Annotated in this window: 16 protein-coding genes and 4 pseudogenes; 8 read left to right on the forward strand and 12 right to left on the reverse strand. The window is 53.4% G+C overall.

The window, feature by feature from the left end; genetic code table 11:
• Positions 1 to 32: 32 nt before the first annotated feature.
• From SOP95_RS16025 to SOP95_RS16040, 4 genes and pseudogenes are all read right to left on the reverse strand, one after another.
• Entirely contained in the window at positions 33 to 1,346 is a 1,314-nt protein-coding gene (locus tag SOP95_RS16025; protein WP_323607580.1) for an MFS transporter, read from the reverse strand.
• Between the two features lie 141 nt (positions 1,347 to 1,487).
• Positions 1,488 to 3,027: pseudogene (locus SOP95_RS16030) on the reverse strand (3-hydroxyacyl-CoA dehydrogenase).
• 10 nt (positions 3,028 to 3,037) lie between these two features.
• On the reverse strand, positions 3,038 to 4,273 hold the full coding sequence (locus tag SOP95_RS16035) for a CaiB/BaiF CoA transferase family protein (protein WP_323607581.1): 1,236 nt from the start codon (positions 4,271 to 4,273) through the stop codon (positions 3,038 to 3,040).
• Positions 4,263 to 5,096: an FAS1-like dehydratase domain-containing protein gene (locus SOP95_RS16040; protein WP_323607582.1), complete on the reverse strand. Its 834-nt coding sequence runs from the start codon at positions 5,094 to 5,096 to the stop codon at positions 4,263 to 4,265. Before SOP95_RS16040 ends, SOP95_RS16035 begins: the two co-directional genes overlap by 11 nt.
• Before the next feature lie 308 nt (positions 5,097 to 5,404).
• On the opposite strand from SOP95_RS16040, the gene SOP95_RS16045 reads away from it, so the two are divergent.
• From SOP95_RS16045 to SOP95_RS16065, 5 genes and pseudogenes are all read left to right on the forward strand, one after another.
• Positions 5,405 to 5,824: a VOC family protein gene (locus SOP95_RS16045; protein WP_003411016.1), complete on the forward strand. Its 420-nt coding sequence runs from the start codon at positions 5,405 to 5,407 to the stop codon at positions 5,822 to 5,824.
• 230 nt (positions 5,825 to 6,054) lie between these two features.
• Positions 6,055 to 6,252 (forward strand): annotated as a pseudogene (locus tag SOP95_RS16050) (hypothetical protein); the annotation flags it as partial.
• A 578-nt stretch (positions 6,253 to 6,830) separates the two neighbouring features.
• Entirely contained in the window at positions 6,831 to 7,721 is an 891-nt protein-coding gene (locus tag SOP95_RS16055) for a hypothetical protein (protein WP_323607583.1), read from the forward strand.
• A gap of 2 nt (positions 7,722 to 7,723) precedes the next feature.
• Positions 7,724 to 10,048, forward strand: coding sequence for a UvrD-helicase domain-containing protein (locus tag SOP95_RS16060; RefSeq protein WP_323607584.1), 2,325 nt, complete (start codon positions 7,724 to 7,726; stop codon positions 10,046 to 10,048).
• Between the two features lie 1,698 nt (positions 10,049 to 11,746).
• Positions 11,747 to 12,181 carry a hypothetical protein gene (locus SOP95_RS16065; RefSeq protein WP_323607585.1) on the forward strand — a complete coding sequence of 145 codons (435 nt, stop codon included), beginning with the start codon at positions 11,747 to 11,749 and terminating at the stop codon, positions 12,179 to 12,181.
• Here SOP95_RS16065 and SOP95_RS16070 read toward each other — a convergent pair.
• Positions 12,162 to 12,648 (reverse strand): annotated as a pseudogene (locus SOP95_RS16070) (heavy metal translocating P-type ATPase); the annotation flags it as partial. The gene SOP95_RS16065 and the pseudogene SOP95_RS16070 sit on opposite strands and share 20 nt — an antisense overlap.
• Before the next feature lie 49 nt (positions 12,649 to 12,697).
• Positions 12,698 to 15,070: a phosphoketolase family protein gene (locus tag SOP95_RS16075; protein ID WP_323607586.1), complete on the reverse strand. Its 2,373-nt coding sequence runs from the start codon at positions 15,068 to 15,070 to the stop codon at positions 12,698 to 12,700.
• A gap of 223 nt (positions 15,071 to 15,293) precedes the next feature.
• Between SOP95_RS16075 and fnr the strand changes: the two genes are divergently transcribed.
• Together fnr and SOP95_RS16085 are read left to right on the forward strand one after the other, a co-directional pair.
• The gene (gene fnr, locus SOP95_RS16080) at positions 15,294 to 16,040 is read left to right on the forward strand and encodes a fumarate/nitrate reduction transcriptional regulator Fnr (protein ID WP_323607587.1); all 747 of its coding nucleotides are present in this window, start codon (positions 15,294 to 15,296) and stop codon (positions 16,038 to 16,040) included.
• Positions 16,041 to 16,053: 13 nt separating this feature from the next.
• Positions 16,054 to 17,035, forward strand: a pseudogene (locus SOP95_RS16085) (zinc-dependent alcohol dehydrogenase family protein).
• A 37-nt stretch (positions 17,036 to 17,072) separates the two neighbouring features.
• On the opposite strand, the gene SOP95_RS16090 reads toward SOP95_RS16085, so the two are convergent.
• The 5 genes from SOP95_RS16090 to SOP95_RS16110 all read right to left on the reverse strand — a co-directional run bounded on the left by SOP95_RS16090 (position 17,073) and on the right by SOP95_RS16110 (position 22,101).
• Positions 17,073 to 17,732, reverse strand: coding sequence for a c-type cytochrome (locus SOP95_RS16090; RefSeq protein WP_323607588.1), 660 nt, complete (start codon positions 17,730 to 17,732; stop codon positions 17,073 to 17,075).
• Between the two features lie 354 nt (positions 17,733 to 18,086).
• Positions 18,087 to 19,004, reverse strand: coding sequence for a universal stress protein (locus SOP95_RS16095; protein WP_323607589.1), 918 nt, complete (start codon positions 19,002 to 19,004; stop codon positions 18,087 to 18,089).
• A 102-nt stretch (positions 19,005 to 19,106) separates the two neighbouring features.
• Positions 19,107 to 19,622 carry a hypothetical protein gene (locus SOP95_RS16100; RefSeq protein ID WP_323607590.1) on the reverse strand — a complete coding sequence of 172 codons (516 nt, stop codon included), beginning with the start codon at positions 19,620 to 19,622 and terminating at the stop codon, positions 19,107 to 19,109.
• Positions 19,623 to 19,696: 74 nt separating this feature from the next.
• Positions 19,697 to 21,082 carry an MBL fold metallo-hydrolase gene (locus tag SOP95_RS16105; RefSeq protein WP_323607591.1) on the reverse strand — a complete coding sequence of 462 codons (1,386 nt, stop codon included), beginning with the start codon at positions 21,080 to 21,082 and terminating at the stop codon, positions 19,697 to 19,699.
• Between the two features lie 98 nt (positions 21,083 to 21,180).
• Positions 21,181 to 22,101, reverse strand: a complete 921-nt coding sequence (locus SOP95_RS16110) for a universal stress protein (RefSeq protein WP_323607592.1) — start codon at positions 22,099 to 22,101, stop codon at positions 21,181 to 21,183.
• A gap of 298 nt (positions 22,102 to 22,399) precedes the next feature.
• Here SOP95_RS16110 and SOP95_RS16115 point away from each other — a divergent pair, with 298 nt between their 5' ends.
• Positions 22,400 to 22,825: a potassium channel family protein gene (locus SOP95_RS16115; RefSeq protein ID WP_323607593.1), complete on the forward strand. Its 426-nt coding sequence runs from the start codon at positions 22,400 to 22,402 to the stop codon at positions 22,823 to 22,825.
• A gap of 98 nt (positions 22,826 to 22,923) precedes the next feature.
• On the opposite strand, the gene SOP95_RS16120 is transcribed toward SOP95_RS16115, so the two are convergent.
• Positions 22,924 to 23,808, reverse strand: coding sequence for a universal stress protein (locus tag SOP95_RS16120; protein WP_323607594.1), 885 nt, complete (start codon positions 23,806 to 23,808; stop codon positions 22,924 to 22,926).
• Between the last annotated feature and the right edge of the window lie 7 nt (positions 23,809 to 23,815).

Consider the following 23,815-nt stretch of genomic DNA (forward strand, 5'->3'; position numbering starts at 1 on the left):
AAGCTCCACTAGTAAATTATCGTTAAACAGAACTATCGGGACATTTCAAGATGGCGAGTTTCCGGACTACAGATAATCGCAACGAGTGCCAGACAGATGATTACCCCGCAGAAAATAGTCACGGGTAACGTCGACCCACCGCCGTTTTGTAGCAACCAGGCCACAACAAAAGGTGTTGGGCCGCCGGCTACTAAATTTGCGCCTGTATAGGCAGCTGCAGATCCAGAGTAACGAACCTTCGTAGGAAACGGTTCAGCGAAGAAAGCAGGTTGCACGCCCGACTGGATTTGCAGGAAGCCTACAAACATTGCCATAGCGGCAAAAATCACATACCAGTTCTTCGTATCCAGCATCGAGAAATAGAACATAGAAACGATCAGCATCATGACTGACGACATTAACATAATGGGCTTACGACCGAATTTATCGCTCAATGCTCCACCAGAAATCACCATAACAACGGCTAACAGGTTTACACCAGCCAAGCACAAGAAAGCGCTCTGACTGTCCATGCCTAAATTTTTAGTCAAGTAGCTGAGTGAGAAAACGGTAATAACATAGAAGCATGCAGTTGGTGCACACCAGATAATCAAAAGTCGCAGAATGGTTTTTGGATATTGTTTGAAAACATCGAATGCAGAAACCTTTTCAGTGGCACCCTGGCTCTGAGCTTTCTGAAAGGCTGGTGTTTCCGTAACACGCATACGAATGTAGACTCCGACGATAACCAGGAGAAAACTCATCCAGAACGGGATACGCCAGCCCCAAGACTCAAACTCGACAATACCCATTATGGCGATAAGAGCGAACATCATCCCGTTGGCGCAGGCTGAGCTGAATGATGATCCTATATTAATGAACGACCCATAGAGGCCCCGCTTCGACTTCGGAGCATGTTCCATCGTCATCAACTGCGCCCCGGTGGCCTCACCTCCTAAAGCAAAGCCTTGGAAGAAACGTAACGCCACCAAAAAAATTGGTGCCGCTATTCCTATCGTTTGATAAGTAGGAAGACATCCTATTAAGAATGAAGCACCACCCATCAGGCACAATGTATATAGCAGAATATTCTTGCGCCCAATTTTATCTCCGAGCATTCCAAAAAAAATCCCGCCCAACGGTCGAGCGAAGAAGCCAATACCAAATGTAATGAAGGCTGCCAGGATCCCCATATTAGGATCCATTGCAGAGAAAAATAGCTTAGGAAAAATTGTTGCGGCAACAGCACCATATGCTGCAAAGTCAATCCACTCCAACGCGGCACCGACTGAGCTTGCAATCGTAGCTCTTACAGCCATAGAACTCTCTGGTTTGATTTCAATTTGATCCAACGTAGCTTCTCTCATAAAAACCTCTTGTAATTATTTTTCGTTTTTACAGTATTTCGTTTATAAATTTTCACGATAAACAGGCTGCACAAAGCCTTTGGAATGCACACTCCTCCAGTTCAGTTAACCCCTTGTAAACACCGTCACATTCGCAACGTTTCAAATAACTCTTTCAACATGCCGGAGCGGAATATTCAACATTGCTCGCCTAGCAAGCCAGGGAGATGGTCGATAACGGGGATCGCCAAGCCCTTGCTGGATATTGTTCAAGATCTCCAGGATGACCTTTGGCCCGAAATTGTCTCCAAGCTCGAAGGGGCCCATCGGATATCCGAGCCCAAGTTCTACAGCGAGGTCAATGTCTGAGGGAGAGGCAATGTCTTGCTGAGCAATGTCACACCCGACATTCACAATTAGCGCTACGATGCGTTGAGCCACAAATCCTGTTGAATCATTGATCACTGTGACCGGTGACTCATCATGAGCAAAAAAGTGCATGAGCCTCGTTTATCGCTGATCGATGAGTCGCCGGTGTGGTCATCAGAGTGCGCCGTCGTCCTTGTTTAAAAGGAAACAAAGCGTCCACGGCGATAACACGAGTCGCATCCAATCCCTCCTCTACGGCGGAGGTGGTGGCATCAGCACCAAACGGCGTAACGACGATGAGTGATCCAAGCCCAGGACGCTGTCCGTCATCGACCTCTATCCCTGCCCCCTCAACAAGGGCTCGTACTTGAGCCGCAGCCTCAGGATAGCGATTACTGACCCACACAATGCGTGGTAACACCGAGGGGACCGGCTGATCATCAGAAACTACCTGCCTACCCTCTTCATAGCGGTAGAAGCCTCTACCACTTTTACGTCCGAGCAGTCCTCCAGCAAGCCTGACCCGGGCAATGGGCGATGGACGGAAACGAGGTTCCTCGTAAAACTGATGGTAGATCGATTCCATCACTGGCTGAGAGACATCGAGCGCTGTGAGGTCAAGTAACTCAAACGGCCCCAGCTTGAACCCAGCTTGTTGGCGCATGATCGCATCAACCTGCTCACAGGTAGCTACGCCCTCTCCCAATATCTTCAGCCCTTCCGTATTCATCGCTCTCCCGGCATGGTTCACGATGAATCCAGGCATGTCCTTTGCTCGCACCGGCGTGTGGCCGAGACGTCGAGCAAAAGCGATGAGATCGCTGGATACAGCCGGATTGGTATGCACTCCATCGATGACCTCAACTACCTTCATCAACGGCACGGGGTTAAAAAAATGAAACCCCACGACCCTAGCAGGATAGGCGCAAGCACTGGCTATCTCAGTGATGGAAATGGATGAGGTGTTTGTAGCCAAAATGCAGGCTTCAGACACAACCTTTTCCAGGTTCTGAAAAATTTCCTGCTTTACATTGATGCGTTCCACCACAGCTTCGACGACAAGGTCACAGTCAACCAACTCAGCAATCGAGGTCGATTGGCGCAAGCAAGACTTGGCAATTTCCGCGTGTTCCGCATCCAACTTGCCCTTGTTTGTGAGCTTATCGAGCATCAAGCACACCTGGTCGTAGGCTGCCTGCACCGTGTCAGAATTGGTATCGAACATCAGTACCTTGACACCTGCCAGTACCGCAATCTGAGCAATGCCTCGCCCCATTGCGCCGGCACCGACAATACCCATTTTTCTGATATTTCCGGCCCTTGATTCGTTCATTGCTTCACCTTTACGCCTTGTTGTTTTCGGTTCCCACTAACCCCCGTTGAGCTACCAAGGCCGCCCGGGTCGAGACCAGATCCTCGATAGCCTCAGAATCGAAGCCCAACTCCTCAAGCAGCTTTCTGGTCTCCCAACCCCTCGGCTGGCTCGGAGCTCCGGCATCCAAATAACTACCGTTGAAGCTGATCGTGGAACGTATGCAAGCGACCTTTCCTTCTGTGGGGTGGATCTGATAGTCGATGAGCCCAACGGCCTGGAGATGAGGATCGTTAGGGAGCGTCTCGAGCGTATGACAGGGTTTTGCTGCTAGGTCTGCAGTCCGAAAGTCGGCCAGCCATTGCGCTGTCGTCTTATCGGGCAGAGGCGCCCCTCGGATCTCAAACCACTCCTTCACGTTTTCCGCTCTCCCTGCGACCGAGGAGAACCGGGGATCACCAATCAGATCTGCTTTCCCAACTGCCTCTAAAAAGCCGATGACCTGAGCGTCGGTATTGACCGTAAATGAAATCCATCCGTCGGCAGTCTGTACTGGCTTGTTGTGGGGACTCAGGAGCCTCTGATCACCAGCAGGCCCAACAGGCGGATCAAAACTCTGTTGCGCCAAGTGCTCTTGCAGCACAAACGCGGACATGGTTTCGAACATAGGAATTTCCAGACTAGCGCCCAGACCAGTTTCGCGGCGGTGATAGAGTGCAGAGACAATCGAACCTGCCGCTATTTCGCCTACAACATGGTCGCAGATCAACATCGGGACATACCGTGGCACCCCATCACGAGCGAGCGAGAGACCGGTCATGCCTGTAGCCGCCTGGATCACGCTGTCGTATGTCGGCTCACCTGCGTAGGGGCCGTCGGTGCCATACCCTGTTATCAGGCAATAAATTTTTTCAGGATACTGCTGCAGAATACTCGCCGAATCGATTCCGAGTTTAACCAGTGCCTGAGGCCGCATATTGGCAATGATCACATCGGCTGATTCAATCAGCCTATCCATCACTTGACGTGCGCCGGCCTGCTTCAAGTTGAGGCAAATATTGCGCTTACCGCGATTCAAATGAAGGTAGGCACCTGAGTGTTGGCCGGTAGGTGAAGTACCACCCAGCCCCCTCATTAGGTCACCCTCTGGGCTCTCCACCTTAATGATCTCTGCGCCGTACTGCGCAAGCCGAGCAGAGCACGCCGGGCCGACGACGACACTGGTGAGATCCAACACGCGGATACCTTCAAGAGGCTTAATACTCATAAGCTTCCACCTCCATTTCCGCAGCCACCTTTCCGTAGTCATTGAACACCTTGATGTTCAGCACATCGCCTTGGCTGTCATCCGCGATGGTCAGGGAGCGGCCACTGAACAACGGGGCCGTGTACTTTATTTTCAGCCGCCTCGGCGTGACCTTAAGCTCGGTTCGCAAATACTCAGTCAGTAACAAGGTTGTCAGGCCCCCATTCACAACAAGATCTGGAAACCCTTCGACCTCCCGCGCATAGGCCTTGTCGAGGTGGATTTTGTGCGAATTGAACCCTAAGGCGGAGTATTGGAATAACAGCGTGTCATCTGGGGTGATGGTCTTCTGTTGGCTTAACGTAACGGGCTCTATGTCAGCCGCATACGAGGGCCGCTCGGAGGTCGCGGGCAACAAAAAGAACGTTTGGGTTTCGTTGATAGCTGGCCCTGACTCACCAACAACGACCAAGCGATGATCAACCACGACGATAGCGATTTCACCCGACCGTGTTGACCTCCTTTCGAGGCTGGCTATCGAGCTATGTCGAGTGATATTGGCGCCAATGGGGATGTCGCCATGAAATGTCACAGTCCGTCCTGCTTGGAGCAAGCGGGGAAGCCCCAACTCTGGAAGCGGAATCCCTAATCCAGGAAAGCCATCTCCACGCAGCTGAGACCTCATGGTATCGGCTCCCAGCAACGTGAAATGCCAACCACGAGGCAGAGCCGTACCTTCTACAAGTCCCTCAGAAGGCAAATCCAGCATTGCAGCTACACGACGCGCGTTACTAATGGAGCAGGTTTCGAGTCGACCTGGTGCCGAGTTGATTTGTTCACGCATGGAGTATTCCTCCTCTACCTAACGATCGTAAATCACGATGCGCTGGTGAAATTGGTGTTGTGTGGGCGCATCCTATCACGCAAAAACCCGAGACTGTAAAGCGCAATCGACAACAATTTTTCACAAGCGCATCTTTTAATTCATATATGAATCTGTTTAATATGAGCCTGTCGGCAGCCATTGGCCCACCTCTCAAGGAGGTATCAAGGCTGTCAGCAGAGCCATAGCCGTCCCACAAATGCCCTACTGGCGCGGGATGTACCAAGGCATGAGCCCCTTACTTCCAAATACAATTCGAAGGATCAGCCATGAAATTTCATTTCCATCACATGAACCTCTGCTCGGAAAACGTCGGCCGCCTTTCGTCGTTTTACCGCTCTATCTTTGACCTCGATCGCATCGAGGATGAAGAGCACGTGCGTTGCAACACCGATACGGCCCATGGCTATAGTGCGGAAGTTGATTTCGTGACTGACGGGGCTGTTGAGTTTCACCTGGCGACCAAGGACATCGACCTCAGCTTCCGCATGAACCAGGCGATTAACCCTCTTCACAGCGGCCATTTCTGCTTCCGAACGGACGATATCGAAGGCTTCAAAAAGCGCCTGGAAGAGCTGAAGATTCCGTATGCGGACTACGGTGTTTGGGCCATGGCGAACTGGTACCAGATCTTCTTGCAAGACCCGGACGGCAACATCATTGAAGTGCATCAGCCAATAACCAAATAAACTCTACCAGCCATACCAAAGAAAGCCCGTTGTGCCCCTTCACTTATGAGTGCTTGGGGCATCACGGGCTTCTTTGTTGGTGCCACAAACTCGGTCTACGGTGCACAAGGATGCCTCCCTGAAGCAGCTGCCCCATATCGCTCAGGCAGAAAATTGATCGGCACCCAGACTCTGGTCGCCGAGTGCTTGCGGCTGGAATAGACCACGTAGTTACCCAGTTCGACGGACTGGTAGCCGCTCTGGCGATAGCTCAACTGTTAGTTGCCGCGACCGCCCACTCCGGCAATGGCTGGAGCTTCACCAACGCCAATGGCGCCTGGGAATATCCCGTGGCGACAGCACTGGTCGTCGCGTTGCTGGGGTTTCGGCCTGCAGCGATGGGCCCGCAAACGGCCGATTCTGTTGAAAAAGTCGGCCGTGTTTTCTAAAGCAGAAAAGTACGCGTCGGAGATTGAAATCCTCAATGTCCGCAGAGCCTTTCAGGCTGAGATTTCACGTAGAAGCGTGCTGAAGAGGCGCTTTCACCGATCCATCATACGGCATTCTGAAAAAACCGACTTTTTCAACAGAATCGGCCAAAAGCAGCCGCTTACGAGCGACTGCTCTCACGACATCGCAGCCCGTCGCCGGGTGCGATATCTGGTGGTCCGCCCAACTTAGCTAGAGATAGACCGCAACAGCACAAAACAGCGATTTAGCTTTTGCCCGACTTACGCTCGGCCTTCGTCCCTCGCCGCGTCAAAGATTCTCTGAGCGCCGATGACTTGCCAATTCAAAGGTTTTCCCGTCTAGGTCATACCCTCCAGCGCTCTCTACAGAATCCACCCCCGCGAGGCCCTCGCAACGCCCACCAGGGCGTATTTATGGCATTATGATGGCTAAGCCAGCAGCCAGCAGCCAGCAGCCAGCATATGATCGGAAAAAAAGATAATGCAGCGTTGCCTGGTGATCATGACGCACGTCTCTGCTGCCTTACCTTAAAGAAATATTGTTAAGTGCATTTAACTTGGACGTTAGAAAAATGCCATCAGCTCCACAAATTGAAGCTCGAGATTTCTACAAAAACATGCCCAGCCTTGACCATGAGACTGGAGACATATGGCGCAACCTCCCCGGATTCGGTCTTCCAAACAACGTAATGACCACTGGGATTGTAATCTCTCCAGCCTGCGACCTAAGTCAAAAAAAGACTGAAACAGCAACCGTAATCCCCATTATTCCTATTCGCGAATATCTTTACACTAAATCATTTTATGGCGAAATCTGGAATGAACTGTCCAATCGCTTAAAACCTTATGGTGCAGACGACCATCCACCTTCTAACCGATTTTCTCACCCACCAACCCACCTCATAGAGAAAGCGCTTCAACAGATTGAGGATGATAAAAAACAGACCGATTTACACACTCGCCTAACTGCCTATAAAGAATACATTCAATATACGCAAACGCCTCTTGATGCAAGAGGTGATAAAAAACCAAACATTGAAACTATTCTTACAGGAAAAAAGTACCGCGAGATTCTAAAGAAGATATTTTGCAACTCATTTAAAACAGATGTACATTTTTTTCCTGCTTGCGGAGTCCAAAGTGACTTCGCGGCAGTCCCACACCACTCTGTAGCTTTGTTTCGATACGTATATTCCATCCCTCTTGAAATTCTCGACGCAGCACAGTGTTCGCGAGAAGAGTGGTGGAAAGAAGATTGTCAGCGCATGAACGGAATCACTCCTCTAATTGAGCACTTCGATGCATACCCGTTAAAGGTTTCCACACTGAAAGATGACTTTCTTACCGACTTAATTTCTAGATACCTCGGTATGTTCATGCGATTGGGGTCGCGAGATTTTACCAATGCTTCGCTTGATAGCTTCGTAACAGAAATGAAGGAGCTGTAATTATGTACTTAGCTTTAACCCAAGGTATGGCTGAATGGTTACTCCCTAAAATTGGAGTAATTGAAAGAATTCACAACGTTCTACTAGAGATCGTTCGCAATCCTAAAGCACTCGCTGGGGCAATTTTTTTGGAAGGTCCTTTTCGATTAGCTGCAAACTCGGAAGGAACACTTATATGCCTATGGCACTCAGACTACCTTAGTGGAACTGGCGAGGAATCACTCGCTCTAATAAAACTATCTGGTGACACATCCCTTTTCTCAGAACTGGAAATCAGCAAAGAGTCATTTGAACGTTCCATATATCTTGCAAATCAGCGGTTGCAAGGGCTCCTTGTCGAAGGTGCATTTATGCACCGAAAGCATGATGAGAATATACACACCCTTTTAGCCGGTCGCGGAACAGATGCCAGGCAGTACAGCCTCGGATACTTCGATGTTATCAGTGGCGTGGATGAATCCTCTACTCGCACACTAATTTCGGCCGGTCCGAGCGACAGTTTCCGAGCCGTGGTACAATGTATTAAAAATGAAATAAAATTCCTAGAACCACTTAGACAGCAAGCCAACGCCTTAATAAATAACAGCAAGCTCGATAAATCCAAAGCAAGCGACACTCTTGACCTTCTGGCAGCAAGCGTTAAGAGTTACTTCGAAGAAACCATAAGGCAAGATGACTTTTTTCATGCACAAGTGAATACAAGCGAATCCTCGATTACAAGTGATGAGGTCTATAAAACATTAAACTTCACCTTGAAGGACTGGGTTAAGATCGATAGCCCATTGACCGAGGCCCAAAGAAAAATCCTTACCCCTGATGCACTCGACAAAAACCCTATCCGAATCCTAGGACCGGGCGGTTCCGGAAAAACCCTACTAATGCAGCTGCTTGCACTCTTCAAGGTGGTTAATTGCAAAGGCCGGGGTCACGAATGTAAGATTTTGTATATTGTCCATAGCGATGCGATGCGTGCAAAAGTCATTCAAAAATTTGAAACATTATCAAACGAAACCCCCGAGCTTTATCAAGATCATATATCAGTTACGACACTGTCAGAATATTGCAGAAAGAAACTTGGCTTAGAGCTAGAGTCCATTCTAGATCCTGATGCCACAGATGCTAAATTATACCAACTCCAGCAAATACTTGAGGCATTAGCTCAGGAAAAATCGTCATATGAGAAGCAAATAGCCTCCAGCAGCCTGCTAACTACAGTCTACCAGAACAAAAATTTAACTGATGTCTTCGCAAAGCTTGTTCTTGCCGAAATTTCAATTGCCATTAAAGGTCATGGATATGAGCAAGATCGTCGACGCTACGTCGAGTCCGAACGAAGTCTTAGTAGATTTCACGGAGTTCTGACACGCGATGAAAGGGACTTCGTCTTCAGTCTGTTCGAATGGTATCATCGTGAAGTCTTTGAAAAATATGGAGCTTTAGATCCAGACGATATTGCGCTTTCATTGTTTGGCTCAATCAAAACACCAGTATGGCGATTACGCCGAAAAAGCGAAGGCTTCGATTATATCTTTGTAGATGAAGCACAATTATTTAATGAAAACGAGAGACGTCTTTTCTCCCTTCTTTCCAATGAAAAAATGCCTCATGTTCCAATAGCTTTAGCGCTAGATGAGGCTCAATCTTTCTATGGGCAGTCAAACGCTGGGCTTGCAACGCTAGGCATTAAAGACATATCAAATCAGAGCCTTGATTCTATTAGACGTTCTACTGTAGAAATTGCTAAGCTAGCATTCTTTGTCATCCAACGAAGCACCAATCTTTTCAGCAGTGACTTCCCTGATTTCACATCAATTGAAAGCTTTCACACGCCTGCAAAGGATAAGAAATTTGGTAGGCCTGCTCTAGAAAAGGAGACTATGGACTCCCGAGACTTCGGACGATTCATTTTCCGCCGCGTCCGTGAAATGCGCGCCGATAACATTCGGCAAATTGCCATCATCAGCCACACCGAGAGCTATTGGAATGAGATCGAGGGTGAGCTATCCAAATCCGATTTGCCGTTTCAAGTATTGCGTGAAAGAGGAGAGAAGATCAAGACAGATCAGCCAGTAGTAGTGCTGTGTCGACCTGCTCAAGTTGGCGGCCAAGAGTTTGACGCTGTCATTATTGTCGGATTAGAGAAAGGCGCTCTAACAGTCAAGGAAAACCCAGCCCTTGAATCTGCAATTGAGCAACAGATGATCCGCGAAACTTACCTCTCAATTACCAGGGCAAGGTACAAAGTGATATTCGCGATATCAAAATCTGCAACAGAAAACGAAATTCTGAGCGACGCTGTGACTGCTGGCTTAATCACCAAGAAATAAGGAAATGAAAACAACACTCAGCTCTCCATCACATAAGAGCTGAGTGCTTTTAGAAGAGTGAAATGCCATTTCAATCTACGTACCAAGTATTGTTGGTTTTCGAATAATCCCCCGTGATAGTCAACTATGGGTCGACTTCTGCCGGTCACGACCGGCAGCGAACAGCCAAAAGCAGCCTGTACCTCTGAATGAGCAGCACTCTTTTATTTTTGATCGCACTACTGGTGCAGGGCTCCAACATCTATTAGCGACAGCTTTCTTGGGGGAATACAAACGTAGGGCAAGGAATATGGCACTTTCCCGCTCAGGCACTCAATTCACTTGTCAGAACGCCTCCCCTTTCATTAGTCAAATCATCCACCATAAGAGGGGTTCACGACTCTTGAGCCGTACAATATCTAGGAATGTCAGATGACTGCGATGAGGTCTACCACTTCGAGCCATTTTGTTACTGATCGAACGGCTGCCATACAGTTTCCGGCTGTGCGTTTCCTTTGCCGATGCTTGTTAGCTCCCAAGTCTTGCCACTTTGAGTATCCATCAAAAATGTGAATCTAATGGCTAGCCCAGAGGTAAGTAATACAAACCGGGGTCCAGTTGTGCCATCCACCTTAGGCAGACCGATTACAGTCATAGACTCCCACGCACTTCCTCCGGATGCTGTCTGTACCAACTGCCCGATATCTCCAGTGTATCGATCTAGACGAAAAGTCCACTTGGCTGCTAGCGGCGAATGAACTATCTCAAACCTTGCATTCGCTGGCGTGGTGGTCATTTGATGGACGCTGGGAGCGTCGTCTTGCGCGACAGCTAGAAGTGGCGATTGCACCAAGCAAAAAATGGACAGATAGCGAAGCGTTTTTGTCATAAAATCGACCTTAGATTCTTAGACTACGGCATGCTGAGCATAGACAGCCAAGGCGCTCTTGCAAATATCGGCAAGGATTCGACGGAGCAGACATAGCTATGGCTGCTTTGGGTCGATTCTGTTGAAAAAGTCGGCCATGCTTTTCGCAGCAGAAAAGTATGCGTCCGAGATTGAAATCTTTATTTTCGACAGAGGCTTCCGGGCTCAGATTTCGCGTAGCGGTGCGCAAAAAAAACGTTTTCAGCGTTCAGTATCCGGGCAGTCTGGAAGAACCGACTTTTTCAACAGAATCGGTCGACTTCTGCCGGTCACTACCGGCAGAGAGCGGCCCAGAAGCGGACATTCGAGTCTACGTTCGCTGCGGGTCGTCGTAATTCGGCAACTCGATCGCATCAGACTTCGGAGGAAGGATTTTTCCGGATAAGGCCTTTAATCCTGGTGCGGTGGCCCTCCTCAAACCTCGTGACCGAGCGAGATACCAAATCGCGAATGCGGCGATGCCAGTCTAGGAGCGAACTTGGGTACGCTTTGCGCCTGACCGACGTAAGGACGCATCAGTTTTTCGTAAGCCGCAAATGCGCGCGCGTGGTCGGCGTGGCGCTCAGTCCGCCAACACATAAGCGCCGCACAGTCCCAGACTTGCGCCCAATCCGCTGATAGACGATGCACAATAGGCTGCGTCACCCACTAGCTCGATGCGCCTTTTGCTCCAGGGTCATCTTGACCTAACCTAACGCGTCCAGATAAAGGTCTGTCGCCTCCTCCAGCGCAACGAGCACGCGAGACGTATCATAGCCGGCGTCGGCAAACATCTGCTTGAGTAAGGTTTTTTGTTCGTCCTACGCGAGATTCTCGTATCCGCTCGGCGCCTGCTGAAAAGACAAAAAGGCGAGCGTGGTGCCCGAGCTATCAGGGCGCAAACAGACACAGCGGCCGCCGGGAATATTGTACCAGCGTATGACCTGGCCATCGCTCGGTTGTCAAGGCTCGGAGAAATAGGCAGTGTAGAGATTAAGAGCCCGCCGCTGGACTTCGTTGCCGAATACCTGATTGCTCGTAGTAGAGCCAATCACTTCAGCCACGATCACCAAATCGTAAATTTGCTCGCCTCTCTGCTCGAAGCTCATATGAACCTGCTCGCCATCGTCATCCATGGTGTTGGTGCTGATGTGGTTTTGACCCAACTGCTGACTTCAGCTGACCCATTGGCGGTCTATGAAGATACGAAAAAGACCATCAATTACAGAGGATGGCGGCAGCGCTGAGCAGGCGGCCGTCGACCGGCACGACTTCTCCCAAGCGTACCAGCAAGGTTTGTCGTGGCTGGATCTGCTCCACGGGGATCTCGCGTAAGCTGCCCTCTTCCTGCAACCAGGCATAACGTGGCGCGCGGTCGATGAGGGCTCGCAGTTCGCGCTCGGCGCGTTGTGTGGTAGAAAACTCCAACGTACGTCCGGATGCCAGCATCAAGGCGATCACCGCCGCCACCAGTGTCTGCTGGAACGTCAGCGCGGCGACTATCGACAGCAATGCGATCAGATCTACACCCGCGTCCCCTCGAACCAGGCGCCTGGCAATCTCGACGAGCAGGATCACCGCCATCACCCGGCTTCCTGCAGCCCAGCATATCGACGCCCAGTCAGGTTTTTGCCCAAGCTGCGCAACGCCCCCAACCAGCAGCGTCAAGGCGGTGAGCAACAACAGCACGGGGTCCCAGCCATTTACCGGGCATCAAGGCAGTACCTCATACAACGATTGGCCTCCGATCGCCCCCGCGTCAATCAAGGATGCGCTTGCGTCCATTGCCAATACAGGACCTCGGGCATGTCCTGCCCGTGCTCGATGAGATAAAGCTTGTGCCGCTCCATCGTCGACCAATATCGCGCCTTGGCGACCGGGACCTGATCCTGCAGACGAGGTACACGTTCAATGACGTCCAGCGCCAGCTGATAACGGTCCAGATGGTTGATCACCGCCATGTCGAAGGGGGTCGTCGTCGCGCCCTCCTCCCTGAAGCCTCGCACATGGAAATTCTCATGATTGGTGCGTTTGTACAGCAAGCGATGAATCAGCGCCGGGTAGCCGTGAAAAGCAAAAATCACCGGTTTGTCCAGCGTGAATAAATCATCGAATTCTCTGTCCGGTATGCCGTGGGGATGCTGGTATGACGGCTGCAGTACCATCAGGTCCACGACATTGACCACCCTCACCCGCAAATCCGGTGCGTACTCACGCAACAAGGTGACGGCGGCCAGCGTTTCCAGGGTCGGCACATCACCGGCGCAGGCCATTACCACGTCGGGGTCGTCATCATTGCGACACGCCCAGTCCCATCGACCGATACCCTTCTGGCAATGCCCAATGGCTGCATCGATATCCAGCCACTGCCATTCCAGCTGTTTGCCTGCGACGATGACATTGATGTAATTGCGGCTTCTGAGGCAGTGGTCCGCCACCGACAGCAGGCAATTGGCATCGGCAGGCAAGTAGATACGTACAATGTCCGGTTTTTTGTTGGCTACCAGATCGATGAACCCCGGATCCTGGTGGGAAAAACCGTTGTGGTCCTGACGCCAGACGTGGGATGTCAGCAAATAATTGAGCGAAGCAACGGGTTGACGCCAAGGCACTTCGGCGGCGGTCTTCAGCCATTTCGCATGCTGGTTGACCATCGAGTCGACGATATGGATGAAGGCTTCGTAACAGGACAACAAACCATGGCGTCCAGTCAGTAGATAGCCCTCGAGCCAGCCCTCGCAGACCTGCTCACTCAGAATCTCCATCACCCGACCATCGGTGGCCAGATTGAGGTCGTCCGGTTCCAGTGGCTCCATCCAGGCCTTGGCGCTGACTTCATAGACCGCATCAAGGCGGTTCGAGGCGGTTTCATCCGGGCCGAACAGGCGGAAATTACTGGCGTCAAGGTTGTTTTTCATCACATCGCGCAAATACGAACCCATCACCCGCGTAGCCTCCGCGCGCAGGCTGCCAGGTGTTGCAAACTTCACGGCATAATCGCTGAATCGCGGTAAATTCAGGGGCCGCAACAGCACACCACCATTGGCGTGGGGGTTAGCGCTCATCCGCCGGTGTCCGGTCGGTGCCAGTGCCGCAATCTCGGGCAATAACGCGCCATTTTCATCAAACAGTTCATCAGGGCGGTAGCTGTTGAGCCACTCTTCCAGTTGGTGCAGGTGCAGCGGCTGCTCGAAACCGGCCAATGGCACTTGATGCGCGCGGCACGTGCCTTCGACCCGTTGACCATCGACGAATTTCGGACCGGTCCAGCCTTTGGGGGTACGCAAGACCAACATTGGCCACAGCGGCCGTTGCGACGGCGCGGCTTGCCCCGGCCGGCGCGCGTCGAGCTGAATGTCACGAATTTTCAGAACCATCGTGTCCAGTGTCTTCGCCAGCGCCTGATGCACCTGCGGCGGGTCATCGCCTTCAACGAAGTACGGATCGTATCCATAGCCATACATAAGCGCTGACAGCTCTTCCTCACTGATTCTGGAAAGTACCGTGGGATTGGCGATTTTGTAGCCATTGAGGTGCAGGATCGGCAATACCGCTCCGTCCCGCGCGGGACTGAGAAATTTGTTGGAGTGCCAACTGGCCGCCAGTGTCCCGGTTTCAGCCTCGCCGTCTCCGATCACGCAAGCGACGATCAAATCCGGATTGTCGAACGCGGCACCGTAGGCGTGGGCCAGGCTATAACCCAGTTCGCCACCTTCGTGGATTGATCCGGGAATCTGTGCCGAGACATGACTGGAGATGCCGTAGGGCCAGGAGAACTGCCGAAACAGGCGTAGCAGACCGTTTTCATTACACTCCACAGAGGGGCAGAACTCGGTGTAGGTGCCCTCTAGGTAGGTTTGGGCCACCACCGCCGGTCCCCCATGGCCGGGACCAGCAATAAATATCATGTTCAGGTCATACTGGTTGATCAATCGATTCAGATGGGTGTAGATCAGGTTCAACCCGGGCGTCGTACCCCAATGGCCCAGCAGCCGTGGCTTGATATGCGCCAGGGTCAGGGGTTGTTTGAGTAGCGGGTTGCTTTTCAGGTAAATCTGCCCGACCGCCAGATAATTGGACGCCCGCCAATAAGCGTCCAGACCCTCCAGTTGCTCAGCATTCAGGAAATCGCTCATGAACTTCTCCGCCGAAGGAACAGGCTATAGATAGGCTTTGAACGAGTCTGGGAGTCTGGGACGCTCAAGACTTGACCTACATCAAATTCCCGCACCGGTATTCGGGTAAAAGGGTGCAAAGGGGGTCCATTCGTCTATTACACCGGTTGTTCCGGGAATCCGGTGAGTCCGGGTCCCCCTGGCGCCTATCCTTAGTGAGTCATCCCTATTGACGTCACTTCTCATGCCAGACGTTCGCGCTTTGCAAGTACATGTCCTGAAGGCTGCGTGCTCGAGCTGCAGTGTGATGGAGTTGTGCCTACCCATCGGCATGACCGGCAAGGAAGTCGAGCGTCTGGACACGTTGATCGTACAACGCTTCAAGGTCAAAAAGGGCGCGACGCTTTACCGGGCAGGCGATCCGCTACGCTCGCTGTATGCGGTGCGCATCGGTTCGTTCAAGACCAGCATTCTTTCCGTCGATGGTCGCGAGCAAGTCACGGGGTTCCAGATCCCCGGCGAAATGCTAGGTCTGGACGCTATCAGCACGGATTTGCATGCGTGCGATGCAGTTGCCCTCGAAGATAGCGAGGTCTGCCCCATCCACTTTGCTCACCTGGAAGAACTGGCCCATGAGCTGCCATCCCTGCAGCACAACCTGAACAAAGTCCTCAGCAGGGAAATCGTCCGCGATCACGACATGTTGATGATGCTGGGCAACATGAGCTCGGAGGAGCGTCTGGCAGCCTTTCTGCTGAACTTGTCGCAACGTTTGAAAACCCGTGGCTATTCATCGACGGATTTCGTGTTGAAAATGCGCCGCGAGGAAATCGGCTCCTACTTGGGGCTACGCCTGGAAACCATTTGTCGTGGCATCGCCCATCTGCGGGATCAGGCACTCGTGGAGATTTCCGGCCGTGACGTCAAGATCCTTGATCTGGAAGGCCTCAAGCAGTTGATTGCCGGCTGCCATCGCCCTCCTGCCTGTTGATCCCGGTCATCCTATGCGCGCCATGGTTTTACACCTCAGGGTCAGCCGCTGCAACGCGAAGAGCGGCCCGTTCCGACACCCGGTGCCAATCAACTGTTGATCAAAGTCCTCGCCTGCGGCGTCTGCCGCACCGATTTACATTTGGTAGACGGTGAATTGCCTCAAGCGGTGCTGCCCCGGGTGCCGGGGCATGAAATCGTCGGTGAAGTCATGGCTGTGGGCAGCCATGCAGACCTCGAGCGCATCGGCCAGCGGGTGGGAGTGCCCTGGCTTGGCTGGACCTGTGGTGAGTTCGCGTTCTGTCAGTCCGACCGGGAAAACCTCTGCGATCAGGCCATGTTCACCGGATGTCATCTAGACGGTGGTTACGCCGAATACGCCGTGGCTGACCAACGCTTCTGTTTTCCAATCCCTGAGGCCCTCTCCAATACTGAGGCCGCACCGTTGCTGTGTGCCGGGTTGATGGCTTTCGCGCCTTGCAAATGGCACAAGGCGCCAGCCACCTCGGGTTTTATGGTTTTGGGGCCGCAGCGCATCTGGCCATTCAAGTCGCACGGGGACGTGGCCAGCAGGTATACGCCTTCACTCGACCGGGCGACACTGAAGGTCAGGCGTATGCCCTATCCTTAGGGGCGAAATGGTCCAGTTCGTTGGACCAGACTCCTCCTCACCTGCTCGATGCCTGCCTGATTTTCGCTCCGGTAGGGGCGCTGGTGCCGCTGGCGCTGGCCGCCACCGTCATGGGGGGATGCTTGGTTTGCGCCGGCATTCACATGAGTGACATCCCGGCCTTTCCTTATCGGCTGCTCTGGGGCGAGCGTAGCGTGCGATCTGTGGCCAACCTGACCCGCGGCGACGGCACCGCGTTTTTTAAAGAGCTGCAACACACGCCCGAGCACTGCGATACCACTCAGTTTTCCCTCGACGATGCCAATCAGGCACTGGCGCTGTTGCGCAGCGGTCAGTTCAACGGCGCGATTGTGCTTGTGCCGTGAGACGCGTTCGGCTCCTCTCTGATCCCACCGTGCATGATCATTGCTTTGCACCGAGCGCCGCCATGTATCGGGCGACGGATTCGGCATCAGCTAGGGAAAGTGCATGCTCCACCGGCAACATCGGTGCACCGTTGGGGCGTTGCCCGGTCTGCTGAAGAACCATGATCTGATGGCTCATATAGCTGGCATGCTGGCCCGCCACCCGTGGAATCACCCCATTGCCCCCGCCGTCCTTCCCGTGGCAAGCGCTGCACGGTGGGACACCCCTTCCAGGCAAGCCCTGGCGAAAGATCACTTCACTTCGCGCATCTGGCGTCCCGGTGTCAGCCTGCATGGCTCGCTGACTCGCAAAATAGTCGGCCAGTTCGGTAATCTGAGTTTTGGTCAAATGGGACAATCCCGCCATGTACCGGTTGTCCGTAGCAGCGCTACGTCCATGGTTTTTGAAGTCGGTCAGTTGCAACTGCAAATACTCGTTTTGCTGGCCAGCCAACTTGGGAAACTTGGGCGAGACAGACTCCCCCGTCAGCCCATGGCACAGCGAACAAACGCTGTCCGCCATGGCGATCCCCGACAGGGTGGACGTTTGCTGAGGCTCCTCTTCGCTTGTACCCGTGCAACCCATAAGCGTGGCCAGGCAAAGGGCCAGAGCATGAAGTGACCGGCTATCCGTAGATCGCATGCTGGATACGTTCATGGCTGTTACTCCGGGCGTTAGCGGATCACAATCATCGCCTGCGCGATGGCGCTCATTGTTGATAAACCTCAACCAATCCTCCTCCTTGTTCTCGACGCCGCGACAATCACCGCCATTGCCCACGCCTCCCAGACCCTGTTGAAGTCGTTGACCGATTATGTTGAAGCGCCGCCGCGAGCGCCGCGTTCGCATGGTGAAAACCGATCCTCCATCACCGGGCGATGATCGGTGCGGCCACCTATACCTGAGCTTTGCCCAAAGGTCTGTTCATTCAGGGAAAGGGGATTAGGCAGGTGATTTTTTTTCAGGAACATCGGTCATGGTCGTCCAACTATTGAACGCCCAATTGCCCCGTCATACGGCAATGTCCCGAAGCATTTCCTTGCGCTGTTCCCCAAAGCCTGGCGCCTTGATTGCCAGGACGCTGCAACCGGCATTTTCGAGAATCCCTTCAGCGGTCAACCCGATGCCGGAAGGCATCAGATGGTGATTGGCCACGCCGATAACCAGCAGGTTGTAGGCACTGCGCTGCAGATAGGCACAAATGGCATTCGCTGGAGCCCCGGGAATGAAGTGTCGATGTTCACGGGCAATCCCATGCTGAAGGGCGAAGTCTTCGAAATCCTGCTTGCGGGCGTCGTACCGGGACAGGTCACCCTGACCTGGAGCATCGCTGTCGTAAACACTGATCACATGCAATGCAGCACCACAGGTGCTCGCCAGGTGCCTAGCGGCCTCGATGATTGCATGATTGTCGCTGTCGCCCTCTTTCGCCTGAAACTCCATGTCGATCGCTGCCAGAAACTTGCCGCGTATTTGCATCGGGCCCGGCTGGACGTAAAGCACGGAGACTGGGCTGACGCTCAAGAACTCCCAATCCTGTGGTAACAATCCACAATGCGCCAACCCCGGCCGCGCCTGCATGTCCTTGATAACCAAGTCTGCCTCGATGCGATGTGCATAGGCAGCGAATTCAGCTGCAGAGGAGCTGGCTCGGACGACTTCGGGATGGACCTCAACGCCCTTCTCCTGCAAACGCGCGCTTTCGTCTTTCAGCCACTTTTGACGCTGTGCCAATGCGCTTTGGCGAACGACGTTGGGGCATTCGGCACCCGCCGGGCCGGCCGACTCTACGCCGTGGGGATCGGTGAAGGCGGCAATATGCAAAGGCCTACCCAAGGCGCGCGCCAGACCACCTGCGTATTCAAGGCCGGGGCAGTGAGCCGCTTGGGAAAAGGGGGCGAGGAACAGCAAACGCAATGGACGGATCATTACACACCTCGGCGCATGGAGAAAAAAGCACGGTGGTTTGGGGGGACGGTTTGCGTGAATATCTGCCGCATGCAGCGAGGCTATGGCGCAGGTTCAAGGGCATCACCCCTTAGCCAGTTCGAAAGTGGGCAGCCCTAGAGCGCTGATGCAGGCCTCTTTGTCCTTTTCGGTAATGGGTTCAAGGGCCATCGGATCAAGCATGTGCTGGTTAAGCATGGCCAGACGCACCATGCCGTTTTTGTCGAGGAGAGAATGTGCCATGCATTCACACAACGACCGAGGCAGGGCTTGCGGAAGGGACTCCATCTCAGCATTTTCAAACTCGATCACTAAACGCGCTGTACACATATCCACCAAATCCTGCACCGCGTGAGAGGCGAAGTTAAACGCCGTTAGGTAGCCCGCCATCAGCGCCATCGAGACCGATAGCAGGAGGGTTGCCTCACGCTTCCAGGAAAGGGTGCCCGTCCAGTGCAGGTATTTGTGCGCCGCTTCCCTGCTCCCGTGCTGAACACTTTGATACAAGCTTAAAAGCTTGTGGTTTGACATGACTGGATCACTCGCCGTCTTTATCCAAACAATGGCGCCCACTGAAAAAAGTCGTTTGATCTGGATCAAACCAGGCGCAGCTGAGTCCCGTCTTCTTGACCTGCAAGCAACCCTGCCTCAAACGGTGATGGCTTTTGGGGTGATTATGATGAACCTGCATTGAGGTCAATGCTTGAGAGTTCGACACTATCGCGGTACTCCGGCACCGACACCGACCACCCTAACTCCAGACTGATGCGCCGGCGCAGTACATCCGACGCGTTAGGTTCCCCATGGACGACAAAGGTATGTTTTGGCGGTCGTTTGAACCCACGAAGCCACTGCATGATTTCATCGGCATCGGCGTGTGCGGACAGTGTTTGCATCGGTACCACCTCGGCGCGGATCGGAACATCCTTACCGTGGATACGCACCGAAGACACTCCCGCAACAATTTGCGCGCCACGGGTGCCACCGGCTTGGAAGCCAGGCATTAGCAGCGTGTTGTTCGGATTGGGAGCCAGTGCCTTAAGGTGATGGACCACCCGCCCTCCTGTCGCCATGCCGCTGGCGGCAATAATCACCGCCGGGGTGCGTTGCTGATCAAGCGCTCTCGACTCATCGACCGTGTGTACGAATTGCGCCACATGGCACATGCCTTCGCAGTCTTCCATCGATAATCTGTGCTCGCTCCGGAAACGCTGGTACAACAGCGTGACATCAGTGGCCATCGGACTGTTGAGGTAGATTGGAATATCGGGAATCGCCCGTTTGAGCTTCAACTGATACAGGTGATACATCAGCAGTTGAGCGCGCCCAACAGCGAACGATGGCACAAGGGTAATCCCTCGGCGCAGTGCCGTGCGGGTGATGATGCCGGCCAATTGCGCCTGTGGCGCCTCGACCGGATGTTGACGATCACCGTAGGTAGACTCCACCAGCAGGTAATCCGCCTGTTCGACAGTTTCAGGAGCCAACATCACAGGATCGTCTGGCCGCCCCAAATCCCCTGAAAACACCAAGGTCTGGCCGCCAGCAATCACCTCGACCGTCGCGGCACCTAGGATATGCCCGGCGCCGCGCAACAGGATGGTCATGTCCGCGGCGATTGCCACCTTGTGGTGCAACTCCACCGGCCGCAACAGTTTGAGGGCTCGCTCAGCATCTTGCTCGGTGTAAAGCGGCAGCGCCGGGCTGTGCTTTGAGAAGCCATGCCGGTTGGCGAACTCCGCTTCCTCTTCCTGCAAGCGGCCACTGTCCAACAGCAGGATTTTCACCAATTCACAGGTGGCAGGCGTTGCGTAGACCGGACCGCGATAACCATTGCGCACCAGTACGGGCAGATACCCGCTGTGATCAAGATGGGCATGGGTCAGCACAATGGCATCGAGGTCGTTGACGGGAAGCTGGAACAGGTCGCGATTGTGCAGTCGCAGTTGCTTGTAGCCCTGGAACAGTCCGCAGTCGATCAGCAGATGTTGATTGCCATGTTCCAGCAGATACTTGCTGCCCGTGACCGTCCCCGCGGCACCTAGAAATGTGATTCGCATGGCCGTTGCCCTTGAACATTCAGAGGAGCGTTATTGATCGCTCCTTTTGGCCCAGGGTCAGTTGATTTTTATCAACTGCTGGCTCGATGGGGCCTTGTTCAACCGAATGAGCGTAAAGGCTTGACGATCATCAAACTGCACGGGGCCCGGTTCAACAGGCTCTCGACGGTATCTCCAATAAACCGTTCAGGTGCCTGGTGATAAACCGTGCCCAGCACTACGATGTCGAAGGCATTTTGTTGGGCGAAAAGCCCGATGACCTTGTGGGGGACGCCAGTCAGTGAGTGTCGCCGCGTACTCTTGATGCAATAGCGCTCAGCCAACACATCGAAAGCCTCTTGCTGGGCATCCTCAATCGCGTCCCTCAAACTCGCATCAAGAGTGCCAGTCGGCACACTCATCGGCGCCTCGCTTATCTCTGACCAACGACAGACGTTAAGTAAGTGCAGCGAGGCACCGCAGCTGGCTGCCAGGGTCGACGCCAGATCGAGTATTCGGTCATTTAAACCCTGAGTCAGCTCCTCCAAATGGGACAGATCGATCGCGGCAAGAATTTTCAATGGTTTGGGATTTCTGGCACTGGTCACCAGGTGCAGGTGGGTCGGACACTCGCGCAGCAGGCGCCAGTCCAGGGGGCGGTGAAAGGCTCGGTCGAGTGCTGGCACGTAATGGGTGTCTTTGATCACCAGGTCCGGATGGAAGTCAGTCACGTATTCCAGCAGGTTGGTCAGGCTCGACTTGGCCCAGACCACTTCGGTGCTCACCTGCAGGTCGCCGCATCGGTAAAAACGGGCCTGCTGCTCCAGCCAATGACGGTGCACTTGCAAATAGCCTTCTCGTGCCTGGGCCATCGCTTCGTGGTCCAGCAGACCGGCTACCGCCAACGCTTGAACATAATCGAACGCGACAATGTGCAACAACGCACCGGTTGCACACGCCAGGGCATGTGCACGCTCAAACGCCGGGGTATGGGTCATTTCGCTGGGGGCTATCAATAGAATGCGTTTGAGCTTGAGCATCACGTACCTCGCCTTGGGTCCTGTCTGCCAGCTGATTATTGGGTGTCATGCCGAGGGGAAACCTGACTTTTGTCAACGAATCAGCCGCTGTCGACAATGGAAGGACTCGCAATCGGTTAGTCAATCCATGGTTGATTCAGCTCAACCTTTTTCTGGCTTTCAGGTGTAGAACTGGATTGACCCGGAAGCCCGTGCGCAGCTGCTGCTTGAAAAGAAATGCAGGCATCTATGTCATTCCGCTGCTCATGCGCCATGCAGCGTGCCCCGACTACCCGCCCCTTCTCGCTGGAGCTTTGCCATGTTGGCAGTTACGCTGATCAATATGCTGGTGGTCATCATCGCGGTCGTGATCCACTACGAATGCCTGCTACGGCTGAACGATTGGCTGCCCCGGCTCAAGTTGTGGAGCCGCTTCAGGATTGTCGTTGGGGTATTCGGCGCTCTGCTGGCCCACGCAACAGAGGTCTGGTGCTTCGCGTTGGTCTACTACCCCATGGTGCACACCCGTAAATGGGGTAGCTTGACAGGCAACTTCGACGGTTCACTGATGGACTGCGTTTACTTTTCCTTCACGACCTACACGACGATCGGCTTTGGCGATATTTCACCCGTGGGCGACATCAAGTATTTGACCGGGCTGCAAGCCCTGACCGGGTTGGTGCTTATCACCTGGACCGCCTCCTTTCTGTTTCTGGAAATGCAGAAATACTGGAAACGCAAATAGTCGTTATCCCGGTCGAATCAGCCTCAACGGTCGTCTGCCTCCGAGTGCATCGATAAGCTGTCGAGCTGAGTTGTGCCATAACGCTGTACACATTCGAGCTAAACCGCCAAAACGCAGCATGGCGCCTGATACAAAATATGCTCGGTCGTGCTGCCCAGGAGTTTGTCCAAACCATGGTACTGGACCCTGCCCATCACGATCACATCCACGTTGTGTTCCTCAGCAAACTCACTCAACACCTTGACCGGGTGTCCGTCTATGAAATGTCGACGATCCGGGGGCACACCGAACCGTCCTGCCAACCGAAGGAAAGACTTTTCCAGGTCCCCGCGAAGCGCTTTAGTCAGGTCAGCGAGCGTGAGGCCGTCCATGTCCGCCAGAAAAACAGCCGAGATCTCGCAGGCAAAAAGCAAATGCAGCTCAGCATTGCACTGCATGGCAAGACTGCAAGCCTGCTTGATGATTCGGTCATTAAGTTCGTCGTCAGCTGACTCGACGTCCGATACTTCGACTGCCGCGACAACCTTACGCGGCAAGGCCAAGCCACTGCCGCCCACAAGATAAACCGGCACCGAACAGTGACGTAACAAATGCCAGTCCAAAGGCGTAAAGAAGGCCCGCTTGAGCACCGACGCATGGTCAATTTCCTTGATCAACAAGTCCGGTTGCATGTCCGTGACGTGATCGATGACGTCTTGCTTCATGTCCTCAGCCCACGTTACCTCCGAGGTCACCTCAACCCCCCGGCCACGCAGGTTCTGCGCCTGAGCCTCAAGCCAGCCGCGATGGTCCTGCAGGTATTGCTCGCGGGCCAACGTTCGATCCCCCTCTTCAAGCAGCGATAACCATTTAATCGAGGGAATCAGCGCGGCGATATGCAAACTCGCGCCGCTGGCCTTGGCAAGTGATGCTGCATGATTCACGGCTGGGGAATGACGCAGCGCCGGATTGATGATCAGTAACAGACGTTGATACTGGCTCATGATCAAT

It is taken from the genome of Pseudomonas sp. YuFO8, assembly GCF_035065025.1.
Taxonomy (GTDB): Bacteria; Pseudomonadota; Gammaproteobacteria; order Pseudomonadales; family Pseudomonadaceae; genus Aquipseudomonas; species Aquipseudomonas putida_AE.